General features: G+C 69.9%; 14 protein-coding genes. 9 read left to right on the plus strand and 5 right to left on the minus strand.

Annotated elements, in window-relative coordinates; all coding sequences use genetic code 11:
• Positions 1 to 50: 50 nt before the first annotated feature.
• The gene (locus K340_RS30940; RefSeq protein ID WP_037365292.1) at positions 51 to 881 is read left to right on the plus strand and encodes a metal ABC transporter ATP-binding protein; all 831 of its coding nucleotides are present in this window, start codon (positions 51 to 53) and stop codon (positions 879 to 881) included.
• Positions 882 to 1,787 carry a metal ABC transporter permease gene (locus K340_RS30945; protein ID WP_051266657.1) on the plus strand — a complete coding sequence of 302 codons (906 nt, stop codon included), beginning with the start codon at positions 882 to 884 and terminating at the stop codon, positions 1,785 to 1,787.
• A 33-nt stretch (positions 1,788 to 1,820) separates the two neighbouring features.
• Here K340_RS30945 and K340_RS30950 read toward each other — a convergent pair whose 3' ends face one another.
• Positions 1,821 to 3,068 carry an ROK family protein gene (locus K340_RS30950; RefSeq protein ID WP_051266659.1) on the minus strand — a complete coding sequence of 416 codons (1,248 nt, stop codon included), beginning with the start codon at positions 3,066 to 3,068 and terminating at the stop codon, positions 1,821 to 1,823.
• Positions 3,069 to 3,304: 236 nt separating this feature from the next.
• Between K340_RS30950 and K340_RS35305 the strand changes: the two genes are divergently transcribed.
• Positions 3,305 to 6,838 (plus strand): alpha-N-acetylglucosaminidase TIM-barrel domain-containing protein, encoded by a 3,534-nt coding sequence (locus K340_RS35305; RefSeq protein ID WP_084614579.1) that lies wholly within the window; start codon positions 3,305 to 3,307, stop codon positions 6,836 to 6,838.
• Between the two features lie 18 nt (positions 6,839 to 6,856).
• Here the strand turns inward: K340_RS35305 and rlmB are convergent, their stop codons facing one another.
• Both rlmB and cysS read right to left on the minus strand, forming a co-directional pair.
• On the minus strand, positions 6,857 to 7,813 hold the full coding sequence (gene rlmB, locus K340_RS0117030) for a 23S rRNA (guanosine(2251)-2'-O)-methyltransferase RlmB (RefSeq protein ID WP_029137589.1): 957 nt from the start codon (positions 7,811 to 7,813) through the stop codon (positions 6,857 to 6,859).
• 5 nt (positions 7,814 to 7,818) lie between these two features.
• Positions 7,819 to 9,228: a cysteine--tRNA ligase gene (cysS, locus tag K340_RS0117035; RefSeq protein WP_029137590.1), complete on the minus strand. Its 1,410-nt coding sequence runs from the start codon at positions 9,226 to 9,228 to the stop codon at positions 7,819 to 7,821.
• Between the two features lie 200 nt (positions 9,229 to 9,428).
• Here cysS and K340_RS30960 point away from each other — a divergent pair, with 200 nt between their 5' ends.
• The 6 genes from K340_RS30960 to K340_RS0117075 all read left to right on the plus strand — a co-directional run bounded on the left by K340_RS30960 (position 9,429) and on the right by K340_RS0117075 (position 16,041).
• Complete coding sequence (locus tag K340_RS30960; RefSeq protein WP_037365351.1) at positions 9,429 to 10,607, plus strand: ROK family transcriptional regulator; 1,179 nt, start codon at positions 9,429 to 9,431, stop codon at positions 10,605 to 10,607.
• A 180-nt stretch (positions 10,608 to 10,787) separates the two neighbouring features.
• Positions 10,788 to 12,176: an extracellular solute-binding protein gene (locus K340_RS30965; protein ID WP_154674322.1), complete on the plus strand. Its 1,389-nt coding sequence runs from the start codon at positions 10,788 to 10,790 to the stop codon at positions 12,174 to 12,176.
• Positions 12,177 to 12,289: 113 nt separating this feature from the next.
• Complete coding sequence (locus tag K340_RS0117060; protein ID WP_211229503.1) at positions 12,290 to 13,234, plus strand: carbohydrate ABC transporter permease; 945 nt, start codon at positions 12,290 to 12,292, stop codon at positions 13,232 to 13,234.
• Positions 13,235 to 13,237: 3 nt separating this feature from the next.
• A complete protein-coding gene (locus K340_RS0117065) occupies positions 13,238 to 14,152 on the plus strand; it encodes a carbohydrate ABC transporter permease (protein WP_084614581.1) in 915 nt (304 codons plus the stop codon).
• A gap of 116 nt (positions 14,153 to 14,268) precedes the next feature.
• Positions 14,269 to 15,207, plus strand: a complete 939-nt coding sequence (locus K340_RS0117070; RefSeq protein WP_051266664.1) for an SIS domain-containing protein — start codon at positions 14,269 to 14,271, stop codon at positions 15,205 to 15,207.
• Positions 15,208 to 16,041, plus strand: coding sequence for a class II fructose-bisphosphate aldolase (locus tag K340_RS0117075; RefSeq protein ID WP_029137594.1), 834 nt, complete (start codon positions 15,208 to 15,210; stop codon positions 16,039 to 16,041).
• A 46-nt stretch (positions 16,042 to 16,087) separates the two neighbouring features.
• Here K340_RS0117075 and K340_RS0117080 read toward each other — a convergent pair whose 3' ends face one another.
• The gene (locus tag K340_RS0117080) at positions 16,088 to 17,098 is read right to left on the minus strand and encodes a hypothetical protein (protein WP_037365295.1); all 1,011 of its coding nucleotides are present in this window, start codon (positions 17,096 to 17,098) and stop codon (positions 16,088 to 16,090) included.
• Between the two features lie 2 nt (positions 17,099 to 17,100).
• Positions 17,101 to 18,963, minus strand: coding sequence for a hypothetical protein (locus K340_RS0117085; RefSeq protein WP_154674323.1), 1,863 nt, complete (start codon positions 18,961 to 18,963; stop codon positions 17,101 to 17,103).
• Positions 18,964 to 18,966 lie beyond the last annotated feature (3 nt).

The raw sequence follows: 18,966 nt of genomic DNA on the forward strand, positions 1-18,966 counted from the left end.
GACTCGCGCCCGGCACCGCCGGTCCGGCGAGTGGCCGGCGGGAAGCGATAATGACTCCCGTGCCAGCAGCCGGAGCCACCACCCCCGCCGTGCGGCTGCGCGACGCAGAACTCGCCTTCGGCCCCAGGGTGTTGTGGTCCGGGCTGGACCTGGACATCGCCCCCGGCGAGTTCGTCGCGGTGCTCGGCCCGAACGGTGCCGGCAAGACCAGCATGCTCAAGATGCTGCTCGGGCAGCTGCCGCTGACCGCCGGCACGGTGCAGATCGCCGGCCGGCAGGCCAGCCGCGGCTCCAGTGCGATCGGCTACGTACCACAGCAGCGCTCCTTCGACCCCGGCCTACCGGTGCGCGCCCGCGACCTGGTCGGGTTCGGCATCGACGGCCACCGATGGGGACTGCCCTGGCCGGGCCGGGATCGACGGCAACGAATCGACGCGGCGCTCGCCGCGGTCGGGGCCGGCGGCTACGCGGACTCGCCGGTCGGGATGCTCTCCGGCGGTGAGCAGCAACGGCTGCGGATCGCCCAGGCACTGATCACCGATCCGGCTGTGCTGCTGTGCGACGAGCCGCTGCTCAGCCTGGATCTGGCGCACCAGCAGGCGGTGTCGAACCTGATCGACCGCCGCCGCCGGGAAGCGCACACGGCGGTGGTCTTCGTGACCCACGAGATCAACCCGATCCTGTCGATGGTCGACCGGGTGCTGTACCTGGTCGGCGGCGAGTTCCGGATCGGTCCGCCGGACGAGGTGATGACCTCCGCGGTGCTGTCCGAGCTGTACGGCACCCCGATCGACGTGTTGCGGGCCGGCGACCGGATCGTCGTGCTCGGCACCGATCACCATGTGCACCACGGGGATCACGACGACATCGAGGTCCTCTAGGTGTCGGACGTCTTCTCGCTCTCGACGATCGCCGAGCTGCTGCCCTACGTGTACGGCTCGCTGATCGCCGGCGCGATCCTCGGCCTGCTCGGCGGGGTGATCGGCCCGATGATCCAGGCCCGGGATCTGGCATTCGCGGTGCACGGGGCCTCGGAGTTGTCCTTCGCCGGCGGCGCCGCCGCCCTGTTGTTCTTCGGCACCGGCGCCGCTGCCACCGGCACGCTGGTGGCCACCGGCTCGATCGTCGGTTCGGTGATCGCGGCGATCCTGTTCGGGTTACTGGGTTTTCGGGCTCGCGACCGCAATTCGGCGATCGGCGTGATCCTGCCGTTCGGGTTGGGCCTCGGGGTGTTGTTCCTGGCCCTGTATCCGGGCCGGTCGGCGAACAAGTTCGGGCTGCTGGTCGGGCAGATCGTCGCGGTGGACCAGACCCAGCTGTGGTTGCTGGTGGCCGTCGCGGTGGTGGTGCTCGGTTCACTCGCGGTGATCTGGCGGCCGCTGTTCTTCGCCTCGGTCGACCCGGAAGTTGCTGCGGCCCGCGGAGTTCCGGTCCGGTTCCTGGCCCCGTTGTTCATGCTGTTGCTCGGGTTGACGGTAGCCATGGCGGTGCAGATCGTCGGCGCGCTGCTGGTGCTCTCGCTGCTCATCACGCCGACCGCGGCCGCAGTCAGGGTGACGGCCTCACCGGCCAAGGTGACGCTGTTGTCGGTCGCCTTCGCGATGTTCTCCGCGGTCGTCGGGATCATCCTCTCGCTGACGCCGAAGCTGCCGGTGAGCCCGTGCGTCACCACCGTCTCGTTCCTGATCTACCTGGTCTGTCGGCTGATCGGCAGCCTCCGGGCCCGGCGCGGCTGGGGCCGGCGGACGGTCACCTCGGCGGCCGTCACCGCCGAACCGGTCGGCTGAGCCGTTCCGGCGGCGGCACCGGCCGCCCTGGGATCACTCGTCCGGGATCGGCCGGGGCGAGCGGCCGGTGTCACCGTTCCGCAGCTGATCGGTCAGCCGGTCCCAGGCCCGGCTCCGCGCCATCGACAGCGCGCCGTCGAGCACGGCCCGGTCGGCGTCCGGCCGAACCTGCAACTCGGGCGGCACCAGGGTGTACCGCGGAAGCTCCCGCCGGAGTTGATCGACCAGGAACGCCCCGGCCCTGGCCACCCCGCCGGACAACACCAGCGCGTCCGGATCCACGGTGAGGATCACCGGTGCCAGCCGCTGGATCATCACCCTGGCAACCCTGGCCGTCACCCGAACCGCGGCCGGGTCGCCGCGCTCGGCGGCCGCGAAAACGTCCTGCGCCGTCAGCTGATCGACGCCGGCCAGCGAGCTGTCCGGAAACCCCTCCGCCGTTGCCCGGGCATTGGCGACGATGCCGGCCGCGCCGAGCAGATGTTCCAGCGGACCCCGTCCCTCGTCGTCGAACCGGACCCCGGCGGCGGACACCGGGATCATGCCGATCTCGCCGGCGGCGCGGTGCGCGCCCCGGTGCAAGGCACCATCGATGACGATGCCCGCCCCGAGCCGCTCGCCCCAGTGGATCACCACCAGGGTCCGGCCGGGGTGCTCCGCCGCGGCCGCGACGGCGGCCAGATTGGCATCGTTCTCCACCATGGCCCGGCCGGCGAACCGCCGGCTGAGCGCACTGAACACGCCCGACGCCGCCCAGCCCGGTACGGACGGGGCCATCCGCACATCGGCCTCGTCCACCTCGATCACCCCTGGCGAGCCGGCGACCACCGACGCGATCTGTTCCTGCTCCAGCCCGGTCGCCCGCAGCACCCGATCGATCAAGGCGGTCAACTGTTTCGAGACCGAGGCCGCATTCCGGGGCGGGCGGACCGCACGGTCGGCGGCCGCCAGCCGGACACCTTGCAGGTCGCTGACAGCCGCACTGAGCCGATGCGGCCCGATGTCCAACCCGAGCACCGGGAGCAGGCCGGGACGAAGCCGGTACCGCATCGCCGGGCGGCCGACCGTCGGCCGGCCGGATCCGGCGGCGATGCCGAGGACGTAGCGCCCGGCGACCAGGTCGTCGATCGCCTGAGCCACGGTCGGCCGGGTCAATCGGGTGTCGGTCGCGAGCTCGGCGATCCTGGCGCCGGCATCGCCTGCCGACCGGACGGCGGTGAGCACGGCCACCGTGTTCAGCCGCCGCAAAACCCCCGTGCCGCTGGGCTCCTTGACCGTCATCTGCGCTGCCGGCCCGGATCGCCAGGACTGCCGGCGACGGGGCGGCCCCGGCCATCGCAACTGTTCATCCGCAGAAACGTACCCGGCGAACGGCGGAACATCGCTGCTGGGACATCGTTTCGGCAGGTCCGTCTCGCGGAACTGCCGGTCGGGACGACCGGGTCTTGACCGGAAGTGATCCGGCTGTCAGGATTCGCGAGTTCGGAAAGATTGCTTCTTAATTACCGGAGATCCCCATGGCGCTTGACCGAGTACCCACCGCGAGATCGGGTCGGCGACCCCGACTGCGGGCGATTGCCACCGCAGTGGCGACCGGCCTGGTGGCCGCGCTGCTGTCGGCCACGCCGGCCGCCGGTGCCCCGGACCCGACTCCGGCGTCGGCGGCGTCCCGACCGGCCGACGGCGCCGCCGCCTCCCTGGCTGCCGGAACCGCCCTCCCGCGCGGGACTTTCGACCTCCGCCCGGCCCGCGACGCGTTGCGGCGACTGGTCGGGAAGGAGCATGCCAACCAGGTCTCGCTGGTCGGAGTCACCGCACTGCAAGGTCAGGATCGATTCCGGATCAGCGCCCGCGGTGGGCGGCTGTTCGTCGAGGGCAGCAGCACCTCGGCACTGCTGATGGGGTTCAACTGGTATCTCAAACACGTGGCGCTGGCGGATATCTCGTGGACCGGCGAGCAGCTCGACCTGCCGAAGCGGCTGCCGCTGCCCGATGCCCCGATCGAACACACCTCGCTGGTCTCGCACCGGTTCGCCGGCAACGACACCGAGGAGGGGTACTCCGGGCCGTTCCGGACCTTCGCCGACTGGGAAAGACTGATCGACATCAACGCGCTGCACGGCATCAACGAGATGTTCATGCCGGTCGGCGCCGACGCCGTCTACTACCAGACGCTGCAACACTTCGGCTACCAGCCGAACGAGCTCCGCGCCTGGATCCCGTCGCCGGCCTACCAGCCGTGGTGGCTCCTGCAGAACCTGTCCAACTTCACCGCGCCGGTCAGCCCACAGCTGCTGACCGAACGCGCCGCCCTCGGCCGGCGCATCGCGGATCGGATGCGCAGCATGGGCATCACCCCGGTCCTGCCCGGGTACTTCGGCACCGTGCCCACCGACTTCGCCGACCGGAACGCCGGAGCCGTCACGGTCCCGCAGGGGAACTGGGAGGGAACCACCCGGCCGGACTGGCTGGCGCCGACCCAGCCCCTCTTCGATCAGGTCGCCGCCCGCTTCTACCGCGTCCAGGACCAGCTCCTCGGCCGTTCGACCATGTACAAGATGGACCTGCTGCACGAGGGCGGGCGCCCGGGCCCGATCTCGGTCGGCGATGCCTCGGTCGCCGTCCAGAAGGCTTTGGACACCGCACATCCGGGAGCCATCTGGGTCGCACTGGGCTGGCAGAGCAACCCGCGACCGGAGACGGTACAGGCGATCGACCGCAGCCGGATGCTGATCGTCGACGGCCTGTCCGACCGGGCCCTCGATCCGCAACGCGACACCGATTGGCTCGGCACGCCGTACGCGTTCGGCTCGATCTGGAACTTCGGCGGCAATTCGACGGTCGGCGCGCCGATCGCCAGCTGGAACGAGCGCTTCTGGGACTTCCGGGCCAGGCCCGGGAGCGCGCTGGACGGCATCGCGGTGATGCCCGAGGCCAGCTACAACAACGCCGTAGCGATGGACTTCCTCACCGAGCTGCCCTGGCAGAGCGGCCCGGTCGATCTCGACCAGTGGTTCGCCGACTACGCCGACGCCCGCTACGGCGGCGCCGACGATGCGGCCCGCGCAGCCTGGAAGGTGTTGCAGGACACCGCCTATTCGATCCCACCGAACAACGGCCGGTCGTCCGGGCACGGCGGCCTGTTCGCCTCCGTGCCCAGTCTGACGACGGATCGCCCGCACCAGTTCTCACAGAGCACCGTCCGTGACGACCCGCAGGCGTTCGCCGCCGCGCTGCCGGATCTGCTGGCCGTCGGCACGAAGCTGCGCGGCAGTTCCGCCTACCGCGACGACCTGGTGGAGATCGCCCGGCAGTCCGTCGCCGACCGCACCCGGACGCTGCTGCCGCAGATCCGGGATGCCTACCTGGCGAAGGACCAGGCGAGTTTCTCCCGGCTCGCCGATTCCTGGATCGGCTACCTCCGCCTCACCGACAGCCTGGTCGCCACCGACCCGCAGGATCTGCTCGGCCGCTGGCTGCAACAGGCCAGGTCGGCGGCAACGACCTCGGCGGAGCGGGCGAACCTGGAGTACGACGCCCGCAAACTGATCACCTCGTGGAGCACCACCGACGACCTGTCCGACTATGCCTACCGCGAGTGGTCCGGGTTGCTCGACGGCTACTACGCCCCGCGGTGGCAGCGATACTTCGATTCACTTCGGGAGTCGCTGCACACCGGGACCGCACCGGTCGCGATCGACTGGGCAGCTGTGGCAGAGGACTGGGCCCGCGGGACCGAGCGGTATCCGACCAGGCCGAGCGGCGACAGCTACACCGAGGCAACGAAGGTCCTGCAGCGGCTGGCCGACGACGAGTACGACTTCGATCTCGCGCTGCTGCCCACCGGTGTCGTCTCGTCCTCGACCCAGCCATCGACGCAGCCCGCGACAGTGACCGCCACGCTGCCGAACGCCAACTTCTTCGCGCCGCTGACCGGTGTCGACTTCACCGTCACCGCACCGGCAGGAATCACCGTGACGCCCACCGGTCCCGCCCCGGACCATGCGCCGCCGGGCGGCCAGGTGGCCCGGTCCTGGACGGTGACCGCAGCCGACGGCCGGCCGGCCGACCTCGACGAGGTCTCCCTGACGGTTGCGGTGACGTTCGACCAGCCGACCGGGCCGGCCACCCTGGAACGGGTGGCCGTGCTGCCGGTGGCGGCCGCCGGCCGGCACCTGCTCAGCGACCTGCCGTTCGCGTCCTCCCGCAACCACGACGGCCTGCATCCGGTCGCCAGAGACGCGGTGACCGCGGCCACCCCGTCCGGTGACGCACCCATCAGGCTCGACCAGGTGACGTACGCAAAGGGATTGGGCACCAACGCCAACGCCGACATCCGGTTCGAGCTCGGCGGGCAGTGCCACCGCTTCGGGTCGACGATCGGCATCGACGACGCGATGAACCACACGGCCGACGGCGACGCGGTGGTCCGGATCTACGGCGACGGAAAGCTGATCTACACCTCACCGGTGCTGCGCAGCGGACTGGCGACCACCGGCGCCACTGCGATCCCGCTCGACCTGGACATCAGTGGGGTGCACCAGCTGCGGCTGGCGGTCGACCAGTCCGACGCGAACCGGTACTTCGACGCGGTCTCGTTCGGCGGCGCCGTCGTCGAGTGCACCGGCGAGCTGCCGACGCCGCTCAGCCAGGGCAAGCCGGCCACCGCCTCCAGCGTCGACGGCAGCCACCGCGCCGGCCTTGCCAACGACGGTGACCTGAGCAGCAACTGGCTGTGCGATCCGAAGCAGTGCGGCGGCGTGCCCGCCTGGCTGCAGATCGATCTCGGTGCGGTGCAGGCCCTTTCGAGTATTCGGGTCACGCCCTACTACGCCGATGGCCGGTCGTACCGCTACACGGTCGATGGCAGTGTCGACGGCCAGGCCTGGACGGAGCTGGCGACCAGGACGAGCACGGCGGCGCAGACCGACGTCGGCGATGAATTCGCGGTGTCCGGCGACTTCCGGTACGTCCGGGTCACCGGATTCGGCAACACCAAGAACGCCTACACCCTGCACCTGCAGGAACTGGCGGTCTACGGCTCATCCTGAGCGGCTCATCGTCCCGACTCAGCGGATCCGGCGTCGGCGGGCCACCTCGGCCAGCACCACGCCGGTGGCCACCGACGCATTCAACGACTCGACGGTGCGCGCCATCGGGATGGAAATCGTTGCGTCGCAGACGGTCCGGGTCAGCCGGGCCAGACCACGCCCCTCCGAGCCGACCACCAGCACCAGCGGCCCGGTGGCCAGCTCGAAGCTGTCGATGTCGACGGTGCCGTCGGCGTCCAGCCCGACGATCATCAGGCCCTCGGCCGCCCACTCCTTCAGGGTGCGCACCAGGTTGGTGCACCTGGCCACCCGGAGCCGGGCCGCGGTACCGGCCGAGGTGCGCCAGGCGGACGCCGTCATCCCGGCCGAGCGCCGCTCGGGGACCAGCACACCGTGGGCGCCGAACGCCGCAGCCGACCGGACGATGGCGCCAAGGTTCCGCGGATCGGTGACGCCGTCGACGGCCACCAGTAACGGCGGCACCCCGGAGTCCCTGGCGATCGCCAGCAGGTCTTCCGGGTGCGCGTAGTCGTAGGGCGGCACCTGCAGGGCCAGCCCCTGATGGATCGCGTTGCCGGTGAGCCGGTCCATCTCCCCGCGGGAGATCTCCATCAGGGCGATTCCGCGGTTACCGGCGGCCTGTACCGCCTCGGCGATCCGTTCGTCGACCGAGACCCCTTGCGCCACATACAACGCGGTTGCGGGTACTCCCGCCCGTAGAGCTTCGACCACCGGGTTGCGACCGACCACGGTCTCCGGCAGCTCCTTGCGGCCTCGGGGCCCGCGGACCTGCGGCGCTTGGGCCCGTTTCGCGGCGGCGGCAGCCTTCTTCGCCGCCGGGTGCTTGGTCCGGATCTCGGCGGCTGGGGTCGGCCCCCGCCCCTTGAGGGCTCGACGGGCTTGCCCGCCGGAGCCGACGGTTGCACCCTTCTTGCCCTTACGGACGGCGCCTCGACGCTGTGAATTTCCGGCCATGGGAGCTACCTTTCGATCAACCAGGTGGAGCCGGAGCTTGCGTCCTCGACCTGAATCCCGGCGGTGGACAGTCGATCGCGAATGCGATCGGCTGCGGCAAAGTCCTTGGCGGCACGCGCTTGCTGGCGTTCCTCGAGCATCCCGGAGATCAGCGAGTCCAACGCCTCGGCGAGCGCGGTGGTTCCCTGACTCGGCGTCGAGCCGGTCGCCCACATCGCGTCCAGCGGATCCAGCCCGAGAACGGCCAGCATGCCCCGGACCGCGGCGGCGGCCGAGACGGCAACCTCCTGCTGGTCGGCGTCGGCCGCCGAGTTGCCGCTACGGACATGGTCGTGGACGACGGCCAACGCCCGCGGCACCCCCAGGTCGTCGTCCATCGCCGCGACGAAATCGGCCGGCAGCTCGCCGATCTCGACCTTCCCGTACCGCGCCGCCGTGCGCTGCAGGAACGATTCGATGCGCCGCAACGCTTTCGCCGCGTCCTCCAGGGCGCCGGCGGAGTACTCGATCGACGACCGGTAGTGCACGCTCACCAAGTAGTAGCGCAGCTCGATCGCGCGCACCTGCTCCAGCAGCACCGGTACCGCCAGCGTGTTGCCCAACGACTTCGACATCTTCTCGCCGGACGTGGTCACCCAGTACGAGTGCATCCAGTACCGGGCGAAGCCCATCCCGACGCCGTGCGACTGGGCGGCCTCGTTCTCGTGATGCGGGAACACCAGATCCAGGCCGCCGCCGTGGATGTCGAACTCATCGCCGAGATAGGTCCTGGCCATCGCCGAGCACTCGATGTGCCAACCGGGCCGCCCTGGACCCCACGGCGAGTCCCAGAACGGCTCTCCCGGCTTGGCACCCTTCCACAGGGTGAAGTCGGCGGGGTCGCGCTTTCCCTTACCCGCAGACGGATCCGCCTCGCCCTGCTCCATCTCGTCGATCCGTTGACCGGACAGCGAACCGTAGTCGGGCTGTTCACGCACGGCGAAGTAGACGTCGCCGGCGGCGGCGTACGCCTTGCCGACCCCGATGAGCTCGGTGATCAATTGGTGGATCTGCGGGATGTGCCCGGTCGCCCTCGGCTCGATCGTCGGCGGCAGGCAGCCGAGCGCGGCGTAGGCATCCGCGAAGGCCCGCTCGTTCACCGCTGCCCAGGCCCACCACGGCCGGTCCGCGGCGGCGGCCTTGGCCAGGATCTTGTCGTCGATGTCGGTGACGTTGCGGACCTGGGTGACCCGGTAGCCGGAATGCTCCAGCCAGCGCCGCAGCACGTCGTAGACGATCCCGGCCCCGCGCAGGTGCCCGATGTGCGGTTCCGCCTGCACCGTGGCGCCGCAGTGGTACAGCGAGACCTCGCCGGGTACGAGGGGAACGAAGGGGCGGACCGAACGGGTCGCGGTGTCGTAGAGGTGCAGAGCCACAGCAGGGATCGTACGTGGTCCGACGGAACACCCTTGTTTCACCGCATCACGCACGAAGTAGGCAGATATCTGCTCGAAACTGCGCTTCCCGTGTCAAAAAGTCTCGTCCAGCCTGATCGGGGCGCATCGTCAGGTATCAATTTGACGTTTGTTTACGCAGGTTATTGACGAACTGTTGGTCGGTGGTCGATGCTCTCCGGGTGACCGCGACCAGCTCCCGAGGGCTCACCTCGTTGCGCGCGGCGAATCGACGACTGATCGTCGACCGGCTGCAGCGCCAGGGCGAGATCAGCAGGGCCGCGCTGGCCAGGCACACCGGCCTGTCCGGCACCACGGTGTCCAGCCTGATCGCCGAACTGGAGGCGGAGGGTCTGGTCGCCGAGACCGGCGCCGACGATCGCGGGACCGGCCGGACCGGCCGGCCGGCGAGGTTGCTCAGGTTCGTCCCGCCGCGCACCCTGGTCGCCGGCCTGGAGCTGGGCCACGCATCGATCAGGGTCGCGGTGTCCGACCTGGCCGGCCAGGTCAAGGTCGAGCAGGCGATCGACTTCGACGTGGACGACGCCGGCCCCGGCGCGCTGGACCGCGCGGCCGAGTTGCTGGGCGACGCCATCGACGCCGGCGGGATCGGTTGGCAGGACATCGGCCGGCTGGTGCTCGGCATTCCCGGGTATGTCGACCCGCAATCCGGCACCGTGGTGTCCGGCCGGATGCGTAACTGGGCCCATCTGGTGCCGGCCGAGATCCTCACGGCCAAGACCGGGCTGCCGACCACTACCGAGAACGACGCCGACCTGTCGGCGGTCGGCGAGCAGATGTTCGGCGCGGCCAAGGGTCTGCAGGACGTCGTGTACGTGAAGGTGTCTTCCGGCATCGGCGCCGGCCTGGTACTCGGCGGACGCCTGCACCGGGCCGCCGAGGGCGGCACCGGCGAGATCGGGCACGTGCAGGTCTCCGAATCCGGCAGCATCTGCACCTGCGGCAACCGGGGTTGCCTGGAGACGATTGCGTCGGTGCCGCAGGCGATCGAGGTGTTGCGCGAGGTCCACGCCGATGCCCTCTCGGCGGCCGACCTCGACCGGCTGACCCGGGCCGGTGATCGGGCAACGGTGCGGGTGCTGACCGACATGGGGCGGGAGATCGGTCGGGCCGTTGCCGACCTGTGCAACCTGTTGGCCCCGCAGGCGGTGGTCTTCGGCGGCGACATCGACGAGGCCCTGGAACCGCTGGTGGACGCCGTCCGCCGGTCGGTCGAGCGGTACACCCAGCCGCGGACCGCGGCCAGGGTGCGGATCGTGCGGACCTCGCTCGGTCATCGCGCCGGCGTACTCGGCGCCGTTGCCACGGCCATCGACTCGCATCCACTGCTGGTCGGATGACGACGACCATCATGCCGGGATCCAGGAAAGGAGGCCGCCGACGGACAGCGCACTCGTCAGCGCGATCCTGCTGAGCTGCACAGCGCCGGAGGACATCACTTCGGCGAGCACCACACCGTCACTACCAACTCCGCTACCCGCCTCGGGCAGCGATCTTCAACCCAACGCATGGAGGCGTTCGTGAAGAAATCCATCCCCCTCATCGCACTAGCCGTGGCCGGAGGCCTGGTGCTGTCGGCGTGCGGCTCGAGCGACAATGCCGGCGGCACCTCCGCCGGCACCACGGCGCCGGCCTCGGACACCTCGGCCGCCGGCGGCGAATCCTCGGCTCCGGCCGAATCGTCCGCCGCCGGAGAGTCGTCGGCCGCCGGCGAGTCCTCGGCTCCCGCCGAGTCGTCGGCCGCCGGCGGCGAACAGCTGCCGGCCGCCACCATCAGCATCCTCGCGCCGTCGTACGCCGATTCGTCGGAGGCCGACTGGCAGAAGATCATCGACGCGTTCAAGAAGATCCAGCCGAACGTGACGGTCAAGCTGCAGATCGAACCGTGGACCGACTTCACCTCAAAGGTGCAGGCCCGGATCCAGGCCAACGACATGCCGGACATCCTCAACGACAACAACTTCGGCGAGGCGGCGGACGGCCTGCTGTACCCGATCACCGACGTGCTCAGCGAGGACACCCTCAAGTCCATCGAACCGGCGCTGATGAAGAACGGCGTCGGCACCGACGGGACGCAGTGGGCGGCGCCGGACATCGCCACCTCGCGGCTGCTGGTCTACAACACGGAGCTGTTCTCCAAGGCCGGCATCACGGCAGCCCCGAAGACCTGGGACGAGATGTACTCCGACGCCGAGAAGATCACCAAGCTCGGCGGCGGCGTCACCGGCTACGGCATGCCGTTGGGGCCGGAGGAAGCTCAAGCAGAGAGCACCGTCTGGCTCTGGGGCGCCGGTGGCACCTGGGTGGACGGCGACAAGCTGAACGCGGACACGCCGCAGGCCACCGAGGCGTTCACCGAGATGAAGAAGTTCATCGACGCCAAGGTCACCCAGCCCAACGTCGGTGCCTCGAACCGGCAGGACGTTGCCGACCTGTTCAACCAGGGCAAGGTCGGGATGTACGTGGCCCACTCCGGACTGACCGGGGTCACCCGGGAGAAGTTCAAGGACATCAAGTTCGACGTCGCCCCGATCCCGTCGAAGTCGGGTGAGGGCATCTCCTACGGCGTCACCGACTACATCTTGGCGTTCAACAACAAGGACGAGGCCCGCAAGGCCGCCACCAAGGCGTTCCTGGACTTCTTCTACACGCCGGAGCAGTACACCCCGTGGTACCAGGGCACCGGCCTGTTGCCGGCCACCACCGCGGCGATCGAGGCCGCGACCAAGAGCGACGCCGACAACGCACCGTTCTACGACGCGCTGAAGACGGTGAAGTTCACCCCGAGCGGCAACCCGCAGTGGGCGGCGCTGCAATCCGCGCTGCAGTCCACCGCCGGCAAGCTGGCTTCCGAGGCACCGGCCGATGTGCTGAAGGAGATCCAGGCGCAGATGACGGCGGGCGGCTGACCCACCCGAGCGACGGCGCTGCCGCGGGATTCTCCGCGGCGGCGCCGTCCGGGGCCGCCCGAGCCCGTCCTCGCCGGCCCGTACCGATCCCGTGACCCGACGAAAGGGATGACGTGACTACGCTTTCCACCTCCCCGATCGAGCCGCTGCCGAAAACCGGCCGACGCCGAACGTCGTCGGGGGCGCTCGGCCGCTTCGCCATGGCGGTGCCGTGGCTGCTGCCGGCGGTGGTGCTGATCGCCGCTGTGGTGCTCTATCCCGCGGGGCTGATGATCTACAACGCCTTCCGCAAGTTCAGCAAGTACGGCTTCGAACAGGGCGCGGCCGGCTGGAGCAACTTCCACCTGGCGCTGACCTTCCCCGGCGTGCCGATGGGCCGGATCATCGTCAACACCATCGTCTGGGTGGTGGTGGTGGTCGCCGTCACCCTGCTGATCTCGCTCGGGCTGGCCCAGTTCCTGAACAAGACCTTCCGCGGACGCAAGATCGTCCGGCTGGCCATCGTCATCCCCTGGGCCGCATCCGTGGTGATGACCAGCTCCATCTTCCTGAACGGGCTGGACCCGAACTACGGGCTGATCGCCCGGATGATGCGCGCGCTCGGGCTGCTGGGCCCGACGACCGCGCTCACCGACAACCCGGACACCGCGTTCTGGGTGGCCGTCGTGGTGGCGATCTTCGTTTCGCTGCCGTTCACCACGTACACGCTGCTGGCCGGCCTGCAGACGGTGCCCAAGGACGTGCTGGAAGCCGCGCACGTGGACGGCGCCAGTCGCGGCCAGACCTATCGGCAGATCGTGCTGCCGATCCTGCGGCCGGCGGTCGCGGTGGCCGCGTTGATCAACATCATCAACGTGTTCAACTCGCTCCCGATCCTGCAGATCCTCAACCCCACGGCCGGTTACAACACCGGTCTGACCACCACGCCACTGGTGTTCCTGTACAAGACCACGCTGGGACCAGGGGTTTCGTCAGCCCTGTCGGTGCTGAACTTCGCGTTCTGCCTGGTGATCATCGTGATCTACCTACTCCTCGTCCGACCCACCAAGGAGGTCTGACGAATGACCACCGACATTTCCGACACCCCCGCCGCCGGGCCGCTCACGCTGACCGAGCCCGCGCCCGGCGGGTCCCGGTCCACCGGACCGGACCGGGCGCCGAACCGGATCGGCATCGTGATCGGCTCGATCGTGATCGTCGCGGTGTTCGTCGCGCCGTACCTGCTGATGCTGCTCGGATCGTTGAAGACGCAGCAGGAGATCACCAGCATCCCGCCGCCGTTCGGCCTGCCGAGCGGCCCGCACTTCGAGAACTACGTGAACGTCTGGTCGTCCCAGGTCGCGCCGTTCAACGGGCTGGTGGCCACCGTGGTGATCTCGGTCGGCGCCACCGTGCTGGTGCTGCTGGTCGCGACGCCGGCCGCCTACTACCTGGCGCGGTTCCGCTTCCCCGGCCGGCTGGCGTTCCTGTTCCTGGTGCTGATCACCCAGATGCTGCAGCCCACCGTGCTGGCCATCGGCCTGTTCAAGGAGTTCCTGACCTGGACCGGGCACATGTCCTGGGTCGCCCTGATCCTGGTGAACGGCGCGTTCAACCTGGCGTTCGCCATCTGGATCATGCAGGCGTTCTTCGCCTCGGTGCCCAAGGAGGTGGACGAGGCGGCGGTGGTCGACGGCGCCGGCCGCTTCCAGGTGCTGTTCAAGATCTCGCTGCCGCTGGTCTGGCCCGGCGTGGTGACGGCGATGGTGTTCGTCTTCGTCAACTCCTGGAACGAGTACGCCGCAGCCTCGGTGATGGTGCAGGACAACAAGTTGCAGCCGCTGACCGTCTCGCTGCCGAAGTTCTTCGGCTTCTACAGCCAGGACTGGCAGTACGTGTTCACCGTCGCCACCGTCGCCATCGTTCCGGTGGTGGTGCTGTTCTCGTTCGTCGAGAAGCGGCTGATCGGCGGACTGACCGCGGGGGCCGTCAAGTAGCTCCGCACGTCTCCTCCCCGGCGGGCAGCCGTCGGCCCGATCTGCTAAATTATGTCCGTTAGACAGAACATTCGAGCTAATTCGATCATGAGCGCCGAAACGATTGCGAGCCAGCGATGACAGCCCAGCACCACGATCTCGACGCACCGGCCGCTGCTGGGGCCGGGCGGCATGTGCTGGCCGAGCTCGCCTCCCAGCCGGACGTCTGGTCCCGCGCGGTCGGCGTTGCCGCCGAACAGGTGGCCCTGCTGCCGCAGCCGGGTGAGCGGATCGCGGTGGTCGGCTGCGGCACCAGCGCCTTCATCGCGCAGTCGTACGCCGTCTATCGCGAACAGGCCGGCGGCGACGTCGGCGGCGAGACCGACGCGTTCTACGCCTCGGAGTTCCCGGCCGGCCGCAGCTACGACCTGCTGGTCGCCATCACCCGGTCCGGCACCACCACCGAGGTGCTCGAACTGCTGGCGGCGCTGCCGGAGAGCCAGCGCACGCTGATCATCGTCGGCGATGCCGACTCCCCCGGCGCCCGCGCCGCCGATGCCGCGATCCTGCTGCCGTTCGCGGACGAGAAATCGGTGGTGCAGACCCGGTTCGCCACCACGGCACTGGCCCTCCTGCGCGCCGGACTCGGCCACGATCTCGCCCCGCTGATCGAGCAGGGCCGGGCGGCACTGCAGGCGCCGTTGCCCACCGGCTGGCAGCACAAGGTGCACTTCACCTATCTCGGCCACGGCCCGGGCGTCGGCCTGGCGAACGAGGCAGCGCTGAAGATGCGCGAGGCGGCGATCGCCTGGGCCGAGTCGTACCCGGCCTACGACTATCGGCACGGGCCGATCGCGGTGGCCGAGGAGCATTCGCTGGTATGGATCTTCGGCGAACCGCCGGCGGGACTCATCGACCAGATCGAGGCCACCGGCGCCACGGTCGAGACGGCCGGCGGCGACCCGTTGGCGGATCTGGTGCGCGCCCAGCGACTGGCGATCGAACTGGCCCTGTATCGCGGCTACGATCCGGACAGTCCGCGCAATCTCACCCGTTCGATCATCCTGGAGTCGTAAATGCCGCTGGTGGGCAGTGAACTGTTGGTCGAAGCCCGCCGTGCCGGTGTCGGGGTCGGTGCCTTCAACGTGATCGGCATCGAGCACGCCGAGGCGTTGGTCGCCGGCGCGCAGACCGCCGGCCGTCCGGTGATCCTGCAGATCTCCGAGAACGCCGCGAAGTTCCACCGCGGGCTGCCGCCGATCGGCCGGGCGACGCTGGAGATTGCCAGGGCCGCAACGGTTCCCACCGTCGTTCACCTCGATCATGCAACCGACGAGACGCTGATCGACCAGGCGATCGATCTCGGTTTCACCTCGGTGATGTACGACGGAGCGACGCTCGACTACGCGGAGAACGTCGCCCGGACCGCTGCCGTGGTACAGCGGGCGCACGACGCCGGCGTGTGGGTGGAAGCCGAGCTCGGCGAGGTCGGCGGTAAGGACGGCGCCCACGCGCCCGGCGTGAAGACCGACCCGAGGGAGGCCGCCGGGTTCGTCGCCGCCACCGGGGTGGACGCCTTGGCGATCGCCGTCGGGTCCTCACACGCGATGACCGAGCGCACTGCCGCTCTGGACCTGCCGCGGATCGCCGAGATCGCCGCTGCCGTCACGGTTCCGTTGGTGCTGCACGGCTCGTCCGGGGTGCCGGACGCCGCCATCGCGGCCGGCATCGCCGCGGGGCTGACGAAGATCAATGTCTCGACCCACCTGAACAAGGTCTTCTCGGCGGCGTTGCGCGACTACCTGGCGACGAATACCGCGGTCGTCGATCCACGGAAGTACCTGGGCGCCGCCCGGGACACGTTGGCTACCGAGATCGCCCGGCTGATCGGCGTGATCGACGGTCGGTGATCGACGGCCGGCCTTGGCCGCACCGCGAGGACCGACCGGGCCGGGCTCACCCGGTAGTCGACAGCTTCGGAACCAGCTTTCGCAAGGCCCGGGTCGCGGCGCCGACCGCATCTGCGGGCGCGCGGACCGAGACGGTGGCGACCCCGACCCCTGGGACCAGCGCGACGGCATCCCAATAGCCCAAACCGCTCGGCGCGGTGTAGGCACGCTCGATGCCCGGGCCCGCGTCGCCGAGCACCCGATAGTCCGTCAGGCCCTCGGGTGGTTGGTAGCTGCCTTCCGGTCCGACCGACACCTGTAAGGCCGCCGCACCGTCGGCGGACTGCCAGCGGCACGAGGCGCCATCCACCTGTCCGGCGCCGACCGGACCGCCCAGATACCCGGCGACCTCGGAAACGGTTGCGACAGCGCACAACCGGGCACCGATCTCGGCGGGATCGGCCGGTGCCGGCGCCGGCTCGTACCCCGGCGCTATCCGCTGCACGATCGCCCGCAGGACCGTCACCGCGCGCGGCTCGGCGTCCTTGACGCCACCGACCGATACCACGATGGTGAACCGGTCCAGCAGCAAAGCGGCAGCCTGCTTGTCGCCCAACATGCCGGGGCCGGAGTAGGCCGCGTCGGCGATGCCGGTCAACACGGTCGAGTCGTCGCCCGGTTCGGCATAGAACTGCGGCAAGGCCGCGGTGATCATCACGGCCTGCCCGTCGCCCGCCGCATGCCAGTAGCAGGCCGAGTTCAACGGACCCGCCACTTCGGTCCGGACGATCGACTCGCCCAGCCAGCCACCGACCTCGGCAGCCGTGAACAACGCACACAGCTGCGGACCGGCGCTTCCGCCCTCATCGTCGAGCACCACGCCGCCGACCACCGACCCGGCAACGGATCCGGTTGCCGCCGAGTCGATCACGGCGGGCGCCCCGGCCGGCATCGTGCCGGCCGACGCCGCCCCGCCGCCGGCGACCCTCGGCGCATCGGATGCACCGGGCGACGACGCCCCGCAGGCCTGCAGCGTGAGAACCAGCGCCGCGGCAGAGATCCAGTACCTACTTCGCACGCTCACCCTCCCGGCCCGAACGCGGCGAACGGCACATGGCAGGTGGTACCGAGTAGTTCGGCCGCCGCCGGGAATCCCGTCCGCTCCATCAGTTCGCCCAGCTGTCCACCATTGGCGCCGGCCGCGACGCCCGCGTAGACGTCGGTCATCACCTGAGTGGCCCGCGCCAGATTTGCCGGCGCTATCGGCTGCAAGACCTTGAGCTGACGAACGATCTCGGCGGCCCACGCCGGCGCCGGGTTCGCCGGGTTCGCCTTCGACCAGGCCGCGGTGGCCCGGTATCCGGCGCAGAAATCCGCCTTCGGCGTCCCGGACCTCGCCGACCGCGATGCGGTCGTCGACTTCTCGGCCGGACCATGGAAAAGGATCCTGAAGTCGGTGACAGCGGTGATGGTGAAGAGCTTCTCCACGTTGTCAAGGAGCGGTTGAACGCTCGTCATCACGAACGACGATGCCAGGCCGGACAGCGCCGCCGGCAGCGTTCCGAACAGTCGACCGAGCGCGCCGCGGACCGCGCCCGAGAGCAGCTTCGCGTTGCGGGTGATCGTCGCCGTGACCCGTACGTCACCGAACCGCGGCTGCCCCTTGACCGCATTCTCCGCCGATTCCTGACCGGTGCCGAACTCCAGCCGACCGACGCCGGTCCCGGCGGCGCCGGCGGTCAGGGTGACCGACTTCGTCCGGACCGCGGCCTCGGCGACCGGCGAGCTGAACTGCCATTCGACGCCGTTGGTGTCCAACGCCAGATTCGGCAGGGTGACACCCGCCAGAGCCGCGCAGGAACGGACCTCGACCGGCCAGTCCGTCGGACCGGTCGGCGATGCCGTGAGAGTCAGCGTGAACGGCCCGCCGGGCTGATCGATCCCGTAGAGGGGCGGGCGGTCCAGGGTCCACGCCGTGGTGACCGGCCGAATCAGTTGCGCGGCAGAGACGATCACCGCCGCCACCGATGCCACCTGAGCGAGCACCCCGAGGATCGGGGCGATCAGCGTCTTCGCCCCGTTCACGATCACGAACTCGACGCCGTCGATCGCCGCGTTCCACACCGCGACGCCGCCGTCAACGATCACCTTGAAAACCGAGAACCAGCCGGTGGTGTCGGGTCCGGAGGTCTTCAACGCGCCGAGTACGGCCTTCAGCGTATTGCTCAGAAAATCCTGGGCCAGGGCGCACGGATCGAGCGCCGTGGTTGCGCGCTGCCCGGCGACAGGCATCACCACGGGGCCCCGGCCACCGTGCAGGCCCGGCGGCGAGCTCCCCGCGGTCAGATCCCTGACCAGCGCCACCAGCACGACCAGTGGAAAGACCGTGGTCTTCGGGTGGGCCAGGTCGACGGTGGTGAGCGAGCCCCGAAGCGCGGTCGCGGCAACGCCTTTGCTGCCGAGGTAGCCGGCCAGCATCGCCGAGAACGGCACCTCGGTACCGGCGGCGTGCGAGACGATGTCGTCCAGGACCGCGCCGGTGAGCCCGTCGCCGGTCGCCGCACCGGCGGCCAGCCCGCGCACCTGACTGTGCAGCAGTCGCAGCGGCGAGGCCGGCTGCGTCACGCCGACCATCGGCTCCGCGTCGCCCGCAGAAAGGTAGGTTCCGACCCCCCACGATGCGAGCACCCTGATGTCGGCGTCCAGCACCGACGCCGAGAACCCACCGGGCGCGAACGCCCGCACCGTCGGGGCGGCGCCGGCGGCAGTGGGCACAACCGTGGCCGATGCCGCCGCCGGAGCGTGCGTTCGGGTCCCCGCCACCGGTGGCACGACCGTGGTGACGGCCGTCGATCTGGCACTCGCCGGTGGACCGTCAGCGGGCACCTGGCTACACCCCGCCGCGAGCGTCAGCGCCGTGACGATCGCCAGCGTCACGCCCACGCG

Source organism: Nakamurella lactea DSM 19367 (genome assembly GCF_000426645.1).
Taxonomy (GTDB): Bacteria; Actinomycetota; Actinomycetes; order Mycobacteriales; family Nakamurellaceae; genus Nakamurella; species Nakamurella lactea.